Origin of the sequence: Paenibacillus sp. GP183 (assembly GCF_900104695.1) — a bacterium.
In the GTDB taxonomy this organism is placed as follows: Bacteria; Bacillota; Bacilli; order Paenibacillales; family NBRC-103111; genus Paenibacillus_AI.
On sequence record NZ_FNSW01000001.1, the window covers coordinates 4,708,516 to 4,723,987 of the forward strand.

The following is a 15,472-nucleotide window of genomic DNA, read 5'->3' on the forward strand; positions in this document are numbered from 1 at the left end:
CTTTTCCAACATATGGATGAATCTTCCAATAGGCACTTCTGCGATCTAATACGTGTCCACTCGCATTTTTTTCTCCAGACGTGAATCGCTAACCCATCCTACATATGAATCCAACGGATTTAACTCTTGATCCATCAATAAAACAGCGACGAAAGGATACTGCTTGCGATGGCGGTATCTCACATCCGCCCATCTCACCTCATAACCCCAGCTATGCTCTTTAAATTCCGCACAAGCAAAGGATGAGAAATACAAGAGAGATTGAATATCCTCGTGTTTTTTCGAGGCTTCAACGGCGGGATGATCTGCGCATTTGACCTCATCAATCCATTTAAGGCTGCCGTTTCGCAATTCTCCCACTACAAAAATGCCATTGCTTTTGCGTTTGACTACATTCCATACATAATAATTAATGGTTACAATCAAGTAATACTTGTCACCCGGCTCATAGGCAGGATCCTTCTTAGGCAAGCCTCTTTCTTGAATATAATGCTCCAGGCTGCGCCAAATGTAATATAAACCCAAAAGGATGTACAATGTTGGGAATATAAGCGCAGGACTTGCCACTCGAAAGGACCAGGCAAAGATGGCGATCAAATGGCTGATAAAGATAAAAGGATCAAAAATGTGTATGATGTTCCAAGAAACCCACCTCTCCGAGAAGGGGCGCAGAGCCTGAGTTCCATACGTATTAAATAAATCCGTGAATACATGAAAGACAACGGCAATGCCAGTCCATATGGCAATGTGAGAGAGTGGAAGTCCTTTGAAAATCAGGCCAAGGAATCCAGTGATTAATAGGGTCCATATAATTAGTGTTGGCAGGGAATGTGACCGCCCGCGATGATTGCGGATGTAGAGTGCGTTCCCTTTGAAGCGCAGCAGACTATCTGAATCCGGTATCTGGGAGCCGATTATGGTTCCAATCAATACAGCGGCTGAAGTCATTCCATCAGAAGCTACAACAGGGTCGATTTGTGCCAGCCCGGCTAGTCCCAGGCCAATAACAAGATGTGTTCCCGTATCCAAGTTAGTTCCTCCCGAGAGTTTTCTTTGTCTAAAGGAAAACTTGTTCTTCTCCTAGTTTACCACGTTACGTTTAAAAATAAATCATGAAGGGGTCCAAAAAATGCACAAAGTTTTTGTTGAGTATTCCATCCTTCAAGATATGCGGTTAATTTATCTTAATCATATGCGGGAATGGTTGAAACGGGAAGGGCGGTTGGAACTTCTGAAGGGGAGTGTTCAACCCGGGCTTTTTGTGGAGATTTGGAATGATGATGTGTCACACGAGGAATATGAAGACAAAAAAAACCGCGATTCTGAATGACACAGAAACCGCGGATTCACTTTTGTGTTTAGCGACCAGTTGGGCTGCCTCCAGGAACTCCACCGATTCCTGAACCGAAGGAAGGGAGATATTGGAGCTCCTCTTCAAATGTAATGTAATCCAGATTGACCATGAGCAGAAGGTAGCGCAGACCCGTTTGGGGATCACTGATGATTAAATGGTCACGGCCGGCAGCTTCAATTCTGCCTTTGAAAATTTTTGCATTCCACTCCCTGTTGTTCTCAAAGGTCATATAGACAGTCGCTATTTTCCCGATATTCAGCCGCAAAATATTTTCGATGTAGGATTCTTCAATGGGCATCTGTTGTCCGGGAGCGTTTGTGCCGCTTGGTTGTCCGCCAACACCCATGGCTCCACCGTTCATCGGTGGCATCATGGGAGGAGCTCCACCGGGTGTCCCTTGATAACCGCCCTGATAAGGCGGCATAGGATAACCGTAGGGAACTTGCATCCCTGGTTTGTAAGGGTTATTCATCATCGCATGTAATCCTCCTTGGCTTTTGGATAGTCCATAATTTTCTTAATTATCATATTGTGCATTCGCCCAATTGGTGACGAACGGAAAGAGCTTTTTTTGATAAAGAAAATGAAGCACAGAATGCTCGTGTCAATAAAAATTACATAGTTTCATCTACTTGATATTACGGTATAAAATCTGACATTATGTTATTTACTTCTCTAATAGACCCCCATATAATAAGTAGAAGAAGGTCCCATTATTCGGATTTAATGAGGTGATTAGGTGCATCTGACTGAGAGGGAAAAGGAAAAATTGCTGATTACCGTAGCTGCAGATCTTGCTCGCAGAAGGCTGGCCAGAGGATTGAAGCTCAATTATCCTGAAAGCATCGCGCTCATTTCCTCGGAGATCATGGAAGGAGCCAGGGATGGATTGATGGTGACTCAGCTTATGGAATTAGGTACGAAGCTGTTAAAAGCGAATCAAGTGATGGAAGGCGTTCCGGAAATGATACATGAGGTGCAGGTGGAAGCAACCTTCCCTGATGGAACGAAACTGGTTACCATCCACCAACCGATTACGGGATGACGATTGCAGAAAGGGGACAAGGTTATGATACCCGGAGAGTACCGAACCGCCAAGGGCTTTATTGAAATGAATGTCGGACGAAATACAGTTGAACTTCTGGTGACCAACACAGGGGATCGGCCCATTCAGGTAGGCTCTCACTTTCATTTTTTTGAGGTTAACCGTGCCTTGGAGATGAAACGGGAGCTTGCTTTTGGCATGAGGCTTGACATCCCCGCCGGAACTGCAGTCCGTTTTGAGCCGGGTGAAGAGAAGCCCGTACAGCTTGTGGAGCTCGGTGGATCCAAGCTTGCCCATGGTCTTAATGGCTTATCTCAGGGGGTTGCTGAACAGGGAAAGATGTCCAGTGAAATTCTGGCAAGATGGAAAGCATGGGAGGCGAAGCTGTAGTGAATCGAATGGATCGCAAAGCCTATGCGCTGACTTTCGGGCCTACCACGGGTGACGCCGTCCGTTTAGCGGACACCGGATTATGGGCGGAGATTGAGCATGATTATACAGTGTACGGCGACGAGTGCAAGTTTGGCGGCGGCAAGGTTATTCGTGACGGCATGGGACAATCGAGCGGAGCTGCGAGACATCAAGGTGTCCTGGATACTTTGATTACCAACGCGGTCGTTATTGATCATTGGGGTATTATAAAAGGTGATATCGGCATCAAAGACGGCGTTATTGTGGGGATAGGCAAGGCGGGGAATCCAGACATCATGGATGGTGTTAATCCGAATATGATCGTCGGTGCCAGCACGGAGGTCATTGCCGGTGAAGGCAAGATCGTCACTGCCGGCGGCATTGACTCGCATATTCATTTCATCTGCCCCCAGCAGATTGAGGCTGCCCTTTCATCGGGCGTTACTACCATGATTGGAGGTGGCACGGGACCCGCAACCGGTACCAATGCAACCACATGTACGCCGGGTGCCTGGCATCTGCAAAGAATGCTGGAAGCCGCTGAAGCTTTTCCCATGAATCTGGGCTTTACCGGAAAAGGAAACGCATCCTTTCTGGAGCCGCTGACGGAACAGATTGAAGCTGGGGCAATTGGCCTTAAGCTGCATGAGGATTGGGGCACCACGCCTTCGGCGATCGATGCTTGTCTGGAAGCAGCCGACCGTTACGACGTTCAAGTGGCCATACACACGGATACCTTGAATGAGGCTGGGTTCCTTGAAGATACTCTGGCGGCTATCAAGGGCAGAACCATTCACACCTATCATACAGAAGGAGCAGGAGGCGGTCATGCCCCGGATATTATTCGTGCCGCTGCCGAGCTGAATATACTTCCTTCTTCGACGAACCCTACACGTCCTTATACGATCAATACCATAGAAGAGCATTTGGATATGCTCATGGTTTGCCATCATTTGGACAGTCGAATTCCGGAGGATGTCGCATTTGCAGACTCCCGGATTCGTCCGGAGACGATTGCAGCCGAAGATATCCTGCATGATCTTGGCGTTTTCAGTATGCTGAGCTCTGACTCCCAGGCTATGGGACGCGTGGGCGAGGTGATTATCAGAACTTGGCAGACTGCGGATAAAATGAAGCGTCAACGCGGACCGCTGGCACCTGACACCGAGCAGAACGATAACTTTCGGATCAAAAGATATATCGCCAAATATACAATCAATCCAGCCATTACACACGGCATTTCACATGTGGTAGGCTCTATAGAGCCTGGGAAATTTGCCGATCTTGTCATCTGGAGTCCCATGTTCTTTGGGGTCAAACCGGATCTGGTGCTCAAAGGTGGAAGTATCGCTTATGCACAGATGGGGGATCCGGGCGCTTCCATTCCAACACCTCAGCCTGTATTCGGCAGATACATGTTTGCGGCTTTTGGCCGCTCCCTGACGCAGAGCTCGATTACCTTTGTTTCTCAAGTCGCTTATGACCGCGGTCTCGCTGAGAAGTTAGGCTTGCAGAAGCGTATTATACCCGTTATGGGATGTAGAAGCATCACGAAAAAGGATATGATCCATAATGATGCGACGCCATCCATTGAAGTAGATCCGGAAACCTACGAGGTGAAGGTGGACGGGGAAGCGATAACCTGTGAGCCGGCAACCGAGCTGCCGATGACGCAGCGGTATTTCTTGTTTTAACAGGACATCGGCAGAGGTGACTTCATTGACAGATGGTTCTAAAGTGCATTGGCTGGCTTACCAGCAGCTTCTGGATTCGGCGCTTCCCATCGGCGGCTTCTCGCATTCCTTTGGCCTTGAAGCTTTGGTGCAGCAAGGCCGTATTCAGAATATGGAACAGCTTGAAGCCTACATCAGAAGCTTGCTGACACTTAGCTGGGCTCCATTCGATGCTATGGCGATCAAGGCTGTCCATATGTACGCACCGTCCCAAAATTGGGAGCTATTGTGGGCAATCGACCATATGCTGCACGTGCAAAGGGCATCTAGTGAAACAAGAAGCGGAGTCCAGAAAATGGGGAGAAGGCTGCATCAGCTAGTCCGCACCTTATACCCGGATTGGGATTGGTTACCGCTGGAGACGGCCGTCCAATCAAAGGCATGCGCCGGTACCCATGCCCTTATCCACGGCTGGGTGAGTTATCACCTTCAGGTTCCCATGGATAAAGCCGTCGAGGGCTTTCTGTACAGCTGCATCGTCACTTGCATCAACAGCGCATTGAGACTGATGTCCATGGGTCAAACGCAAGGCCAGGTACTGCTTGCCAAGCTGCTGCCTTTTACCGAAACCGCCTGGCAGCAGGTCGCCCATCTGGACCCGGCGGATGCCTACACGAACACCCCGTCCGCTGATCTTGCCATGATGCAGCATGAAACTCTGTATTCCCGACTCTTCATGTCTTGATCCAGCGATTTTAATCCAGAGGAGGAACTAACCAAATGTGCCAAGGACAAAATCACACTCATGATCACTGGGAAACACCGGTGGCCGACAAAACCCGCCCGATGCGAATCGGAATCGGAGGTCCCGTCGGGTCAGGCAAGACAGCACTCGTGGAACGTCTGGCCCGGAGATTGTCAGATCGCTACAGCATCGCGGTTATCACGAATGACATCTATACCAAAGAGGATGCGCGAATCCTGATCCGTTCCGAAGCTCTTTCGGAGGACCGTATCATAGGCGTAGAAACAGGCGGCTGCCCGCACACGGCTATTCGTGAGGATGCCTCGATGAACTTCGAGGCGATTGAAGAGCTGGAAAGGCGTTTTGAGCATCTGGACATTATTTTTATCGAAAGCGGAGGCGACAATTTGGCGGCGGCTTTCAGCCCGGAATTGGTGGATCGATTCATTTACATTATCGACGTGGCACAAGGTGAGAAGATTCCCCGTAAAGGCGGTCCCGGCATTATGCGCTCGGATATGCTGATCATTAATAAAATTGATCTGGCGCCTTACGTGGGAGCGAGTCTTGAAGTTATGGAGGAAGACACGAAGAAAATGCGCGGCAATCGTCCGTTTATATTTTCCAATATGTTCAACGGACACGGATTGGACGATATCGTTACTTGGCTGGAGAGTGAGTGCACCCATGCCTAAGGTGAGCGGGGAGATTGTCGCGGAATTTGCAGCTCGCGAAGGCCGGACCGAATTGATCCGCAAATTTCACACATCTCCGCTCAAAATTGCTAAAACCTTTCGTTACGAGAATGAAAAGCTGTCTGCCGGAAGCAAGCATCTGGATCAAATAGGCGTCTATATGATGGACTGTTCACCTGGACTCATGTCAGGAGATCACTATGAGCTGAGCTTTCACCTGCAAAAAGGGACTTCTGTATTTTTGACCAATCAATCTTTTACCAAAGTACACCCATCGGTCGAACAAGGCTCCTCGCAGAGGCAAACTATTGTTGTTGAAGAGGGTGCATTGCTGGAATATATACCGGAGCCGCTTATGCTTTTTAAAGAAAGCTGCTACAGTGGAGAAACCGAGGTTCGGCTGGAACCTGGGGCTGTCTTTATGATGTCCGAGCTTTTATGTCCGGGTCGAACGCAGCGAGGTGAAAGGTTTCATTATAAGCGATATGGAAACCGGCTGAAGGTGTTTAATGGGGAAGAGCTGATCTTTTATCAGCATCAAGTGATCGTGCCTGAATTCATGAATCTTCAGTCCCCAGGCAGTTGGGAAGCTGAAACCCATCTAGGCAGCCTCTATGTATTCTCAGAGACTATCCGCCAATCCCATGTAGATGAATTACTTGCTGCATTAGACGAAGTCCATCCCTTTGCTGAGATTAAGCCTGGAGGCTCAACTTCACTCCGCTATGGCGCAAGCTTAACCTATAAACATGGATTGGCGCTTAATGTTATGGGTCTCCATGCCTGGCAATTGCAGCGTTTGATTTCCATTGCTTGGGGTATTATGCGTTCCATCCTTTTGTCCATTGCGCCCTTGCGTGTAAACAAATAATACTATAAAAAGTGAGCCGAAAGGCTTTCTTTTTTTGTGATGGGAATAATAAATGGCAACAGAATCGACAATATCATGACATTAGTTCCCCTTTCATTGTCAAACCGTGTTCGGGTTGGTATGATAAAAAAAGGATAATTCATGTCATGTTCAGCCGATTTCCGGCAGCGAAGAATAACCGGAGATTTACGATACAGGAGGTTTACAAAAATTGGATAAACAAATTAGCTTTGAGGCGGCTTCAAGTATCGCGGTGAATGCGACGGATCTTCCAGGCTCAGTCGAGAGCGATGCAACCCAGGTGCAAGCTGAACCTGTTACATGGAAGGACTTTTATCATTTGGCCAAGCCAGGCATCCTATATTCGAATTCCATGACAACTTTCGGAGGATTTTGGGTAGCTTCCAAATGGAATATAGATCTGTGGGCGCTTTTTTTTACCTTGATCGGAACTGCACTCGTGATGGCTTCCGGCTGTGTGCTCAACAATTATCTCGACCGGGATATGGATACCAAAATGGCAAGGACACAAAACAGAGCGCTGCCCAGCGGGAAAATAAGTCCCAACGTTGTGCTGTGGTACGGGATTATTCTTGGCGTTCTCGGTATTTCAACATTATATTTCCTGGTACAATCCCCGATGGCCACTTTGCTCGGGATTATCGGATTGTTCGTTTATGTATGGGTGTATACGGCTTGGTTTAAGAGAACATCGGTCTGGAGCACATTTGTCGGCAGCTTTTCAGGCGCGATGCCTCCGATTATCGGATATTGTGCAGTTTCGGGAACGATGGACATGGGTGCATGGATTTTGTTCGGCATTCTTTTCTTATGGCAGCCGCCGCATTTCTGGGCGCTTGGCATCAGGCGCAAGGAAGAGTATCGGGCGGCCGGGTTCCCGCTTTTACCCGTAGTCAAAGGGGCGTTTGTAACTAAAATCAGTATGATGCGCTATATCGTTCTGCTGGTGCCGGTAACCGTTATGCTTAACTTGTATGGATATGTGGGATATATTTATTTGATCGTTGTTACGGCCATGGGACTAGTCTGGGTATGGATGAGCGTAAAAGGCTTTAATGCCAAGGATGAAGACAAATGGGCTAAGGGAATGTTCCTTTATTCGCTTGCTTACTTGACTTTAATGTTCATTTTGATGGTAGTCGATACGAGAGGCGTCATTAGCTAAAACGGGGGTGCACGCATGGGCAACTATTTACGGAAGAATTGGTTCATGCTGGCTGTATCTGTCATTTTGCTGGGGATGATCGTATCCTTCGGATACAAGCTTTGGTTTTCACCTGGAGCTTCAGCGGATGATCATTTGAAGCCGATGAAAGCAGCGCCTAACTTTCAATTAACCGATGTGGATGGAAAAATCGTAAATTCCCAGGATTTGAACGGGAAGGTCAGGCTGGTATATTTCTTCTATTCCAGCTGTCCGGATGTCTGCTTGCCGACTTCGCAGATCCTATCCAAGGTTCAGGATTCTCTCCAGAGTAAAGGATACTTGGGGAATAAGGCGGAAATCATCTCGATCACGATTGATCCTGCCAAGGATACGCCGGAGGTGCTCAAGAAATTCGGGGACACTTTTCATGCGGTGCCAGGAGTGTGGAGATTCTTAAGAGGCGATGAGAAAAAAACAGTCGATCTTGCTGAGCAGTATGGCATTATGGTGGTCAAGGATAAGCAAGGGAATATAAGCCATTCCAATGCGATTTTGATCGTAGATCCCAAAGGTGTAATGCGGACTTATTACGATGCCAGCGATCCGCAGTTGGATCCCGAATATATCGTGAAAGATGTCATCGCGTTATCCAAAGGTAAGTAGATTAGTCCAAGGCAGGAATTGGGGGAGGGTAAATGATATACTCCTCAAGTCCTGCCTTTTCCAGTTGCTGGATCAGGTATTCCTCAGGCGTCCCTTCGACTCCAGCGAATCCTTTGCGTGTGTAAATCTGTTCTGCATCGGGAAATACATCACGGAGGATGCCGCTGATTCTTTTGCCGGAGGAATCGTTATCTGTAAATATATAAATCTGGCGGTCAGCCGCTTGCTTTTTCAGCTTCTCCAATGCGGCAACGCCTGGTGTGCCAAACGTGCATAGGATCAGAACTTCCTTTGTGAGCACTCGCCTGATACGGCTTTTGTCATTTTTTCCTTCAACGATGATGGCAATGCACATTGAAATCTCCTTCCACTTGTTCAAAATCATAAGTCTGTTTGTAGTATAAACAGTTTTAGGATTCGTTCCAAGTGGAAAAAGATAATCAGGTCCTTATTTCATCGAATAAGAACCTGAAAAGAGCAATGGATCTACTGTATTAAAATGTTCGTAATATAATAACCAACAAAATAAAGAGGACCAGGATAATTCCTATAGGACTACCATAGCCGTAACCTCCACCGTGTACAACTGCACCCATTCCGATTCACTCCTTTCCGAATCAGATGTCAACTTACACTGTATCCTATGTGTATCTGGGTATTTCGACTGTGCATCCACCTATGTTTGGCCGAAAATAGGCTGGTTGCTCTTGCTCAAGCTGCTTTGGGTATATGGATGGTTCGAAGAGGCAACAGCGCTAAAGCTAGCATCAGCATAAAAAAAGCTATGAAGTACGGGGACAGTTGGTCTCTTAAGTTTCCGGCAAGTACAGGACCGATAAAAGCACCGATCGAAAAGGAAATGGACAGCAGCGAGAAAATGCGCCCATAGCGGTTGCTGCTGGTAATGCTCGCCAGCAAAGCTGCCAAGGCAGGATAAATGACGCCTTTGGCCATTCCGATTAAAAATAATGAAACATATAGAGGAATTGGCATTTGAACCGCAAGGGTAAAGAAGATAAAAGCAAGCGCCAGGCTTCCGAAAATCGTGCGGAGAAAAGGAGAAATCCGATTTAAGAACAAGAGGCTAAGGGTGCAGAGCGCCCCCAGGCTTACTAAAGAAAAGAAGATCCCGGAAGTAAGTATGGAGCCTCGAGCTACTTTCATAAGCGGAAGCTCAAAGAATAAAATGCCCTGAGAGCACGAGAGTGAAAGCGGAATTAAAAAGAAAAGCCAAGGCAAAGAGCTCGAGTCGGTTGGTTCTAACGATTTCCCCGCATGCAAATCAGCCACTGATCCTGGAGCCGGAAGCTTTAATTTCTTGGTATATTTCCGCTCCTTTACTCCGGGAATCGCCAAAAAGCCAGTGATGATCAGCAGCCAGCCGAGAACGGTGAATGAGGTTGTGAAACCGAGTTTGCTGACCAGAATCGCTCCTGCGGCCGGTGAAACGACAGAGGCAAGCGTGTGTACGAGGCCATTGCCTGCCATGAGCTTGCTCTGCTGTACGCGGTCCTCGGCAATTTTCGCAAGCAGTGCCAAGCAGGAGGGTGACAAAAAAGCCAGGACAAAACCGCTGATCGAGCGAATATACAGCAGCTGCCAGGGATCTTTGACATTAGATTGAAAAATAAGTACAATCCCTGCTACAATCAAGCTACATACGATAAAAAGCTTGCTCCCGTATTTATCCACCCAATATCCTGCAAGCAGATTTCCCGGTAAATGGGTGATAGAGTAAACACCGAGAATCAATCCGATAAAGGATGGCGCGGCTCCGAGTGATAGAGCAAATGGGGAAAGAATAGGATACTGCGCATGCAGATCGAAAAAAGCTACAAACATGAATAAATAAAGCCACACAGCTGTTTTCATTTTCTCACTCCTTATTTGTTTAACCCTGCCCGGAACTTGTCTCTTCTAAGATGTACGCCTTTGTTCTTGCGGTTATGCCCATTTTTCAAAGATGTCAAATATGGAGGAGGAACCGCATGGACCGTACATTATGGCTGCTGGTGGCAATTTTGCTGCTCTGGTTTTTATTCCGTTTCAACTACGCCCGGCGCAAGATTAAAAAGAATCAGTATAAAGGCGAGGAAATACAAGAAAAGCTGCGGCGATTGAGAAAAAAAAGAGATGAAGAGTAACCGCAGGCTGTAGTATGATAGGAAGGGCTTTTCTAAAGAAAACTCAAGGTCAATGCTTACGAAGTAAGTTTTCTAACGAAAACTCAAGGTCAATGCTTACGAAGAAAGTTTTCTAAAGAAAACTCTGAGGAGGGGTCAGCTTGGATCAATGGATTACTTTTGCGCAAGATCGATGGTATTGGATCGTCGGGGCTGTGATTTTGCTTTTTATTGTGATTGGACTTGTAAAGACCGTCATCAAATGGATCATAGTTATTGCAATCATTGGAGCTCTTGTGTTATATGGAGCCAATTACAAGGACAAACTGCAAAGCATCGGCACTACCGTTTTAGCTAAAGCAAGTAAGGAAGCCCAGGATGGAGTATCCAAGGCCATTGCAGCGGAAGCCAAGGACGCCAAGTATACGGCTAATCAAGACGGCACGTTTGTGATCACAACGAAAAGCCTTAAAGTGGAAGGGAAATTGGGTTCAAACGATGTTCAAGTAACCTTTATGGGCGCTAAATTCACCATGAAGGCTGATGGAGTTATGAAAACCTTTATCGAACAGGCAATGAAAAACGGCAGTTCATAATGCTTTAAAGTGAGGAGCAAAAGGCATGGCTGACACAGTCCATTCTTTGACCACCCTTAATTTCATCACGATAGCCATTCTTTTGACTTTGATCGGTTCAGTGATCCAGGGCATGTTTCGCGGAGCATCCGGCTCGGCCCGTTATTTGCTGCTCATGCTGGTAGAGGGCGTCATGGCCATCATCAGCATCTATTTGACATGGAAAGGTGTGCAATTGCTTTCTCCGCTGATCCAAAACTGGCTGAAGCTGCAGAACCTGCAAATTCCTACCCGGGAAATCGGCATCTGGAAGCAGATGTATTATACGATTGTCACCAGCATCCGGGATTTTCCGCTGCTCCGCTTCGGCGTATTGTTTTTGATTGGTTATATCCTGATCAAGCAAATCCTGTATCGGCTTGCGGATCCGCTGCTGCAAAGGGCTCTCGCTGGCAGGTGGGGTAGATCCTCCAGCCGCAAAACCGTATGGAGCACAGCCGCTGGAGGTCTTATAGGAAGCATTGCCGGAATCACCAGAGCGCTGATCCTGATCGCTGTATTATTTATTTTTGTTACGCTGTTTCCAACCCAGCCATTGACTAAATATATCGAGGCATCACCTTTGTATCAAAAAGGGGCAAAAGAAGTTATCGCTCCTTTCACCGGCGATTTTATCGCTGATAAAGTGCCGGTATTCACTAGGGCCGTTGAGCAGGAATTCAGCAATATTTTACAGCGAAAGTATGAAGTGCTGGATGCCAGGATATCACCGGACATCGCTGTAGCTGCCAAGGAGGTTACAGCAAGCGGACAGACGGACGAAGAGAAGGCGAAACTGCTGTATAAATGGATAGGTTCCCGCGTTCAATATGACTTCGAAAAAGTTAAGCTTTACGAAGAGAAGCGGATCTGGAAGGAACAAACACCGGAAGATACTTTCCTTACCAAAAAAGGAGTTTGCATAGATTACTCCCGATTGTACGCGGTTATGGCCAGATCGATCAATCTCGATGTGAAGGTGGTCACGGGTCTTGGCTATGATGGTCAGGGAAGCTATGGCCCTCATGCCTGGAACGAGGTTTATTTAAAGGAGAAGCAGCGCTGGGTACCTCTGGATTCCACCTGGGTAGCAAGCGGAGGCAACTGGTTCAATCCGCCAAACTTCGATCAAACTCATATCAAGGAAGCTTAAGACGAAAAGAAGCCATTCCCTCTCATTATTTGAGATGAGGCTTCTTTTTTCTAGGTTAATAAATATGGTACACTAGGATCATGTATAAACCGCTTAGTCAGTATAAAATGATTTTTTTCGATGCCAGTGACACCCTGATCACTATTCCTGAGGCAAGGCGGATTTTTCAGGAGTATTTGTCTCTGCGATCGTTACAAAGAGAAGAAACACAAATCGATGAACTTTTGACGGAGGCCTTTCGTCTGTTTTATTACGACAAGCAGCCTGGACTGTTTGAAAGCTGCACACCGGAATCTGACAGGGAATTTTGGAGGGAATTATATACATTTGTGCTGCAGAAGCTAGGTGCTCATGAAGTTTGGAGCGACGACGAAATCCATCAATACAGCCATGAACTCTATGATATCTATACAGCACCTGAGCATTACCATCTGTTTGATGATGTAATAGAAAGCCTTACCCGTTTACAGCAGATGGGACTTCGGCTCGGCATTATAAGTAATTTTGCCCCGACACTGCAGTCTGTTCTTGAAAGTAAAGGTATTGCCCATTTCTTTGATCTGGTTATTGTTTCTACAGAAGTAGGCTTGGAAAAGCCGGATCCAGCCATCTTCAAGCTGGCCATACAGCGTTCCGGACTTGCTTCGGAAGATTTACTTTATATCGGAGATCATGAAATCAATGACATTTGGGCTCCGCGGCAAGCAGGCATGGATGCCGTCCAAATTGTCCGTTATAAACATCAAGCAGCAGGTAAAGGCATTCATTCACTGCTCGAGCTGTTTTCATGAATTTCATCGTTAAAGAATTGTTCGAGATATGCTCAAGAAAGGGTTGTATCAACTGATGAAGCCATCCATGCACATGGAAGATCCTTTAAAGAAAGAACAAAATAGACGGCGTCATTTCTCATTTCGGATTAATCTGTTTTTTTTCTGCACATTTTTGCTCTTTTCCGTGCTGATCGTGAGGCTGGCCATCCTTCAATTTGTGGAAAGCAAGCAGCTTGCCGCTGAGGAGAACACAACAACGAATACGTTTACGAAGATTGCCCCGATTCGCGGCAATATTTACGATCAAACAGGCGCTCCGCTCGCCTACACCATTCCAGTGCAATCCTTGTTTTTCCGGATTGAACCGGGCCAGCAGGATAAAGAAGTTGTCATCGGACTTGCCACCAAGCTTGCTGATGTTTTCGAAAAATATGGCAAAAAGGATCAAAAGAAGATCACGGCGGCGGATATCGTGCTGGCCATGGATCTCGGTTATGATATCAACAAGAATCCGGTCAAGGCCCCGAGCTTTTATTCCGTACCGCGAAGGATCAAAACAGATTTAACCAAGGCAGAAATCGCTTATTTGCTGGAGCGCCGAGATGAGTTCAAGTGGCTTGAGGTTACGGAAGAAAGCATCCGCACTTATGAAACGACAGAAGATAAAACAACCATAGCTACTCAGCTTGTCGGCTATCTCAAATCATATTCGACTGAAGTTGCACAGGAAGCCTACAAGAATAACCCAAATGCCAAGGATTACCTGGGTACGGAAGATGTGGGAATCGACGGTATCGAAGAAATGTATCAAGACGTTCTGCGCGGGAAGAACGGGGAGAAAATGTATCCTGTTAACGCCGCCCAAAAAATTATCGGCAGAGTGACGGTGACCCCGCCGAAAAAAGGCAATAATCTGTATTTGACGATCAATAAGGATATGCAGCTGGCGACGGAACAGGCTATTACCGATCAACTGGCATACTTAAGGTCAAATGAAGCGAGAAATTTGCCTTATGTTAATGCAGGCATCAATGCCCGTTCAGGATATGCCGTGGCCATGGAAGTAAAAACGGGAAAAGTCGTTTCCATGGCCAGTATGCCCGATTATAATTCAAACCTGTGGACTGGCGGCATTCTCAAAACCGACTATGACAGCATCCAGTCATTTATAAATAACGGAACGATCAGAACGGCACTTCCGAATTACCCCCCAAAAGAATTGGGCAAACATGCTTCTTCCATAGTTTTTATGGGATCGACGATTAAACCGTTATCGGTGTTGATTGGTTTGAATGAGGGAGTTATCTCACTGGGAACCACATATAACGATACGGGATCCTTTACCTTTGGTAAGGGCAAGGGCAGCACGATTACCAATTCAGGCGGCACGGCTTATGGGCTCATGAATCCAACTATGGCGATTCAGCATTCCTCCAACACATTCATGTCTGAAAAGGTAGGAATTCCTTTTTACTCGAAGTTCGGCGGTGAGAATAAGGCCGTTACGCAAAAGTGGGCCGAATACTTGGCCAAGTTTGGTCTTGGTGTCTCAACTGAGAGCGGACTTCCGGGTGAATTTCCGGGCGCGAATGATTTTCTCAAAAACGCTGTGAAGGATAGTTATCAATCTGCTATGGTCTACGCCTCATGGGGCCAAAATGAGAGGTATACGACCTTGCAGTTGGCCCAATTCGCTGCGACTCTAGGAAGCCGCGGTAAACGAATGAAGCCTCAATTTGTGGACACGATTAAAACGTATGAGGGCGAAGTTGTGCAGAGCTTCAAACCGGAGGTTCTGGATGAAGTCAAGTTCCCCGACGTTTATTGGGATGCCGTCATTAAAGGGATGAAAAGCGGTGCCGAAGGTATCGGTGGTGAAGGCTTGGATGATCTGCCTTATCATGTCGCCCGTAAAACAGGAACATCCACACAGGATGTATCCGGCGGCAGAGTGGACAATGCGGTCTTTATCGCTTTTGCCCCTGCGGAGAATCCGGTTCTGGCCGTAGCGGTTGTTGTTCCCGAGGGCGGCTTTGGCCGTTATGGCGCATCACCTATTGCAGGTAAAATGTTTGAAACTTATGACAAATTGTATAATGGTGCACTCACCGCAGCCGCCACGAAAAAATAGAGCATGCTTGCAAATTATGCTATAATTATCTTTCGTAAAGCCTGATATTGATG

The 15,472-nt window shown here is 46.9% G+C and carries 19 protein-coding genes; 14 read left to right on the forward strand and 5 right to left on the reverse strand.

The window, feature by feature from the left end:
• Positions 1-45: 45 nt before the first annotated feature.
• Positions 46-1,029: a metal-dependent hydrolase gene (locus BLV33_RS23360; protein ID WP_090797567.1), complete on the reverse strand. Its 984-nt coding sequence runs from the start codon at positions 1,027-1,029 to the stop codon at positions 46-48.
• A gap of 100 nt (positions 1,030-1,129) precedes the next feature.
• Between BLV33_RS23360 and BLV33_RS23365 the strand changes: the two genes are divergently transcribed.
• Positions 1,130-1,330: a hypothetical protein gene (locus BLV33_RS23365; protein WP_090797568.1), complete on the forward strand. Its 201-nt coding sequence runs from the start codon at positions 1,130-1,132 to the stop codon at positions 1,328-1,330.
• A 28-nt stretch (positions 1,331-1,358) separates the two neighbouring features.
• Here BLV33_RS23365 and gerQ read toward each other — a convergent pair whose 3' ends face one another.
• The gene (gene gerQ, locus BLV33_RS23370; protein WP_090797570.1) at positions 1,359-1,829 is read right to left on the reverse strand and encodes a spore coat protein GerQ; all 471 of its coding nucleotides are present in this window, start codon (positions 1,827-1,829) and stop codon (positions 1,359-1,361) included.
• A 264-nt stretch (positions 1,830-2,093) separates the two neighbouring features.
• Between gerQ and BLV33_RS23375 the strand changes: the two genes are divergently transcribed.
• The 8 genes from BLV33_RS23375 to BLV33_RS23410 all read left to right on the forward strand — a co-directional run bounded on the left by BLV33_RS23375 (position 2,094) and on the right by BLV33_RS23410 (position 8,625).
• Complete coding sequence (locus tag BLV33_RS23375) at positions 2,094-2,399, forward strand: urease subunit gamma (protein ID WP_090797573.1); 306 nt, start codon at positions 2,094-2,096, stop codon at positions 2,397-2,399.
• Between the two features lie 24 nt (positions 2,400-2,423).
• Positions 2,424-2,789, forward strand: coding sequence for an urease subunit beta (gene ureB, locus BLV33_RS23380; protein WP_090797574.1), 366 nt, complete (start codon positions 2,424-2,426; stop codon positions 2,787-2,789).
• On the forward strand, positions 2,789-4,504 hold the full coding sequence (ureC, locus tag BLV33_RS23385) for an urease subunit alpha (protein WP_090797576.1): 1,716 nt from the start codon (positions 2,789-2,791) through the stop codon (positions 4,502-4,504). The genes ureB and ureC overlap by 1 nt, the downstream gene beginning before the upstream one ends.
• A 25-nt stretch (positions 4,505-4,529) precedes the next feature.
• Positions 4,530-5,228 (forward strand): urease accessory protein UreF, encoded by a 699-nt coding sequence (locus BLV33_RS23390; RefSeq protein ID WP_090797578.1) that lies wholly within the window; start codon positions 4,530-4,532, stop codon positions 5,226-5,228.
• Between the two features lie 35 nt (positions 5,229-5,263).
• Positions 5,264-5,923: an urease accessory protein UreG gene (gene ureG / locus BLV33_RS23395; protein WP_090797580.1), complete on the forward strand. Its 660-nt coding sequence runs from the start codon at positions 5,264-5,266 to the stop codon at positions 5,921-5,923.
• The gene (locus BLV33_RS23400; protein WP_090797581.1) at positions 5,916-6,794 is read left to right on the forward strand and encodes an urease accessory protein UreD; all 879 of its coding nucleotides are present in this window, start codon (positions 5,916-5,918) and stop codon (positions 6,792-6,794) included. Before ureG ends, BLV33_RS23400 begins: the two co-directional genes overlap by 8 nt.
• Before the next feature lie 211 nt (positions 6,795-7,005).
• Positions 7,006-7,980, forward strand: a complete 975-nt coding sequence (cyoE, locus tag BLV33_RS23405; protein WP_090797583.1) for a heme o synthase — start codon at positions 7,006-7,008, stop codon at positions 7,978-7,980.
• A gap of 15 nt (positions 7,981-7,995) precedes the next feature.
• Positions 7,996-8,625 (forward strand): SCO family protein, encoded by a 630-nt coding sequence (locus BLV33_RS23410; protein WP_090797585.1) that lies wholly within the window; start codon positions 7,996-7,998, stop codon positions 8,623-8,625.
• Between the two features lies 1 nt (position 8,626).
• Here the strand turns inward: BLV33_RS23410 and BLV33_RS23415 are convergent, their stop codons facing one another.
• From BLV33_RS23415 to BLV33_RS23420, 3 genes are all read right to left on the reverse strand, one after another.
• The gene (locus tag BLV33_RS23415) at positions 8,627-8,980 is read right to left on the reverse strand and encodes a toprim domain-containing protein (protein WP_090797587.1); all 354 of its coding nucleotides are present in this window, start codon (positions 8,978-8,980) and stop codon (positions 8,627-8,629) included.
• A 139-nt stretch (positions 8,981-9,119) separates the two neighbouring features.
• Positions 9,120-9,221 carry a YjcZ family sporulation protein gene (locus tag BLV33_RS29735; RefSeq protein WP_216234813.1) on the reverse strand — a complete coding sequence of 34 codons (102 nt, stop codon included), beginning with the start codon at positions 9,219-9,221 and terminating at the stop codon, positions 9,120-9,122.
• Positions 9,222-9,336: 115 nt separating this feature from the next.
• Entirely contained in the window at positions 9,337-10,497 is a 1,161-nt protein-coding gene (locus BLV33_RS23420) for an MFS transporter (protein WP_090797589.1), read from the reverse strand.
• Positions 10,498-10,613: 116 nt separating this feature from the next.
• Between BLV33_RS23420 and BLV33_RS29505 the strand changes: the two genes are divergently transcribed.
• The 5 genes from BLV33_RS29505 to BLV33_RS23440 all read left to right on the forward strand — a co-directional run bounded on the left by BLV33_RS29505 (position 10,614) and on the right by BLV33_RS23440 (position 15,419).
• The gene (locus tag BLV33_RS29505) at positions 10,614-10,769 is read left to right on the forward strand and encodes a hypothetical protein (RefSeq protein ID WP_171909268.1); all 156 of its coding nucleotides are present in this window, start codon (positions 10,614-10,616) and stop codon (positions 10,767-10,769) included.
• 140 nt (positions 10,770-10,909) lie between these two features.
• Complete coding sequence (locus tag BLV33_RS23425; RefSeq protein ID WP_090797591.1) at positions 10,910-11,344, forward strand: hypothetical protein; 435 nt, start codon at positions 10,910-10,912, stop codon at positions 11,342-11,344.
• A gap of 25 nt (positions 11,345-11,369) precedes the next feature.
• A complete protein-coding gene (locus BLV33_RS23430; protein WP_090797593.1) occupies positions 11,370-12,515 on the forward strand; it encodes a transglutaminase domain-containing protein in 1,146 nt (381 codons plus the stop codon).
• A gap of 80 nt (positions 12,516-12,595) precedes the next feature.
• Positions 12,596-13,306 (forward strand): HAD-IA family hydrolase, encoded by a 711-nt coding sequence (locus BLV33_RS23435; protein ID WP_090797595.1) that lies wholly within the window; start codon positions 12,596-12,598, stop codon positions 13,304-13,306.
• A gap of 55 nt (positions 13,307-13,361) precedes the next feature.
• Entirely contained in the window at positions 13,362-15,419 is a 2,058-nt protein-coding gene (locus BLV33_RS23440; protein WP_171909269.1) for a peptidoglycan D,D-transpeptidase FtsI family protein, read from the forward strand.
• The last annotated feature ends 53 nt before the right edge of the window (positions 15,420-15,472 follow it).

Bases quoted from the DNA above. Each gene is read 5' to 3' on its own strand.
- BLV33_RS23365 (WP_090797568.1), top strand. From the start codon at position 1,130: ATGCACAAAGTTTTTGTTGAGTATTCCATCCTTCAAGATATGCGGTTA.
- gerQ (WP_090797570.1), bottom strand. From the start codon at position 1,829: ATGATGAATAACCCTTACAAACCAGGGATGCAAGTTCCCTACGGTTAT.
- ureB (WP_090797574.1), top strand. From the start codon at position 2,424: ATGATACCCGGAGAGTACCGAACCGCCAAGGGCTTTATTGAAATGAAT.
- ureG (WP_090797580.1), top strand. From the start codon at position 5,264: ATGTGCCAAGGACAAAATCACACTCATGATCACTGGGAAACACCGGTG.
- BLV33_RS23400 (WP_090797581.1), top strand. From the start codon at position 5,916: ATGCCTAAGGTGAGCGGGGAGATTGTCGCGGAATTTGCAGCTCGCGAA.
- BLV33_RS23410 (WP_090797585.1), top strand. From the start codon at position 7,996: ATGGGCAACTATTTACGGAAGAATTGGTTCATGCTGGCTGTATCTGTC.
- BLV33_RS23415 (WP_090797587.1), bottom strand. From the start codon at position 8,980: ATGTGCATTGCCATCATCGTTGAAGGAAAAAATGACAAAAGCCGTATC.
- BLV33_RS29735 (WP_216234813.1), bottom strand. From the start codon at position 9,221: ATGGGTGCAGTTGTACACGGTGGAGGTTACGGCTATGGTAGTCCTATA.
- BLV33_RS23420 (WP_090797589.1), bottom strand. From the start codon at position 10,497: ATGAAAACAGCTGTGTGGCTTTATTTATTCATGTTTGTAGCTTTTTTC.
- BLV33_RS29505 (WP_171909268.1), top strand. From the start codon at position 10,614: ATGGACCGTACATTATGGCTGCTGGTGGCAATTTTGCTGCTCTGGTTT.
- BLV33_RS23430 (WP_090797593.1), top strand. From the start codon at position 11,370: ATGGCTGACACAGTCCATTCTTTGACCACCCTTAATTTCATCACGATA.
- BLV33_RS23435 (WP_090797595.1), top strand. From the start codon at position 12,596: ATGTATAAACCGCTTAGTCAGTATAAAATGATTTTTTTCGATGCCAGT.
- BLV33_RS23440 (WP_171909269.1), top strand. From the start codon at position 13,362: ATGAAGCCATCCATGCACATGGAAGATCCTTTAAAGAAAGAACAAAAT.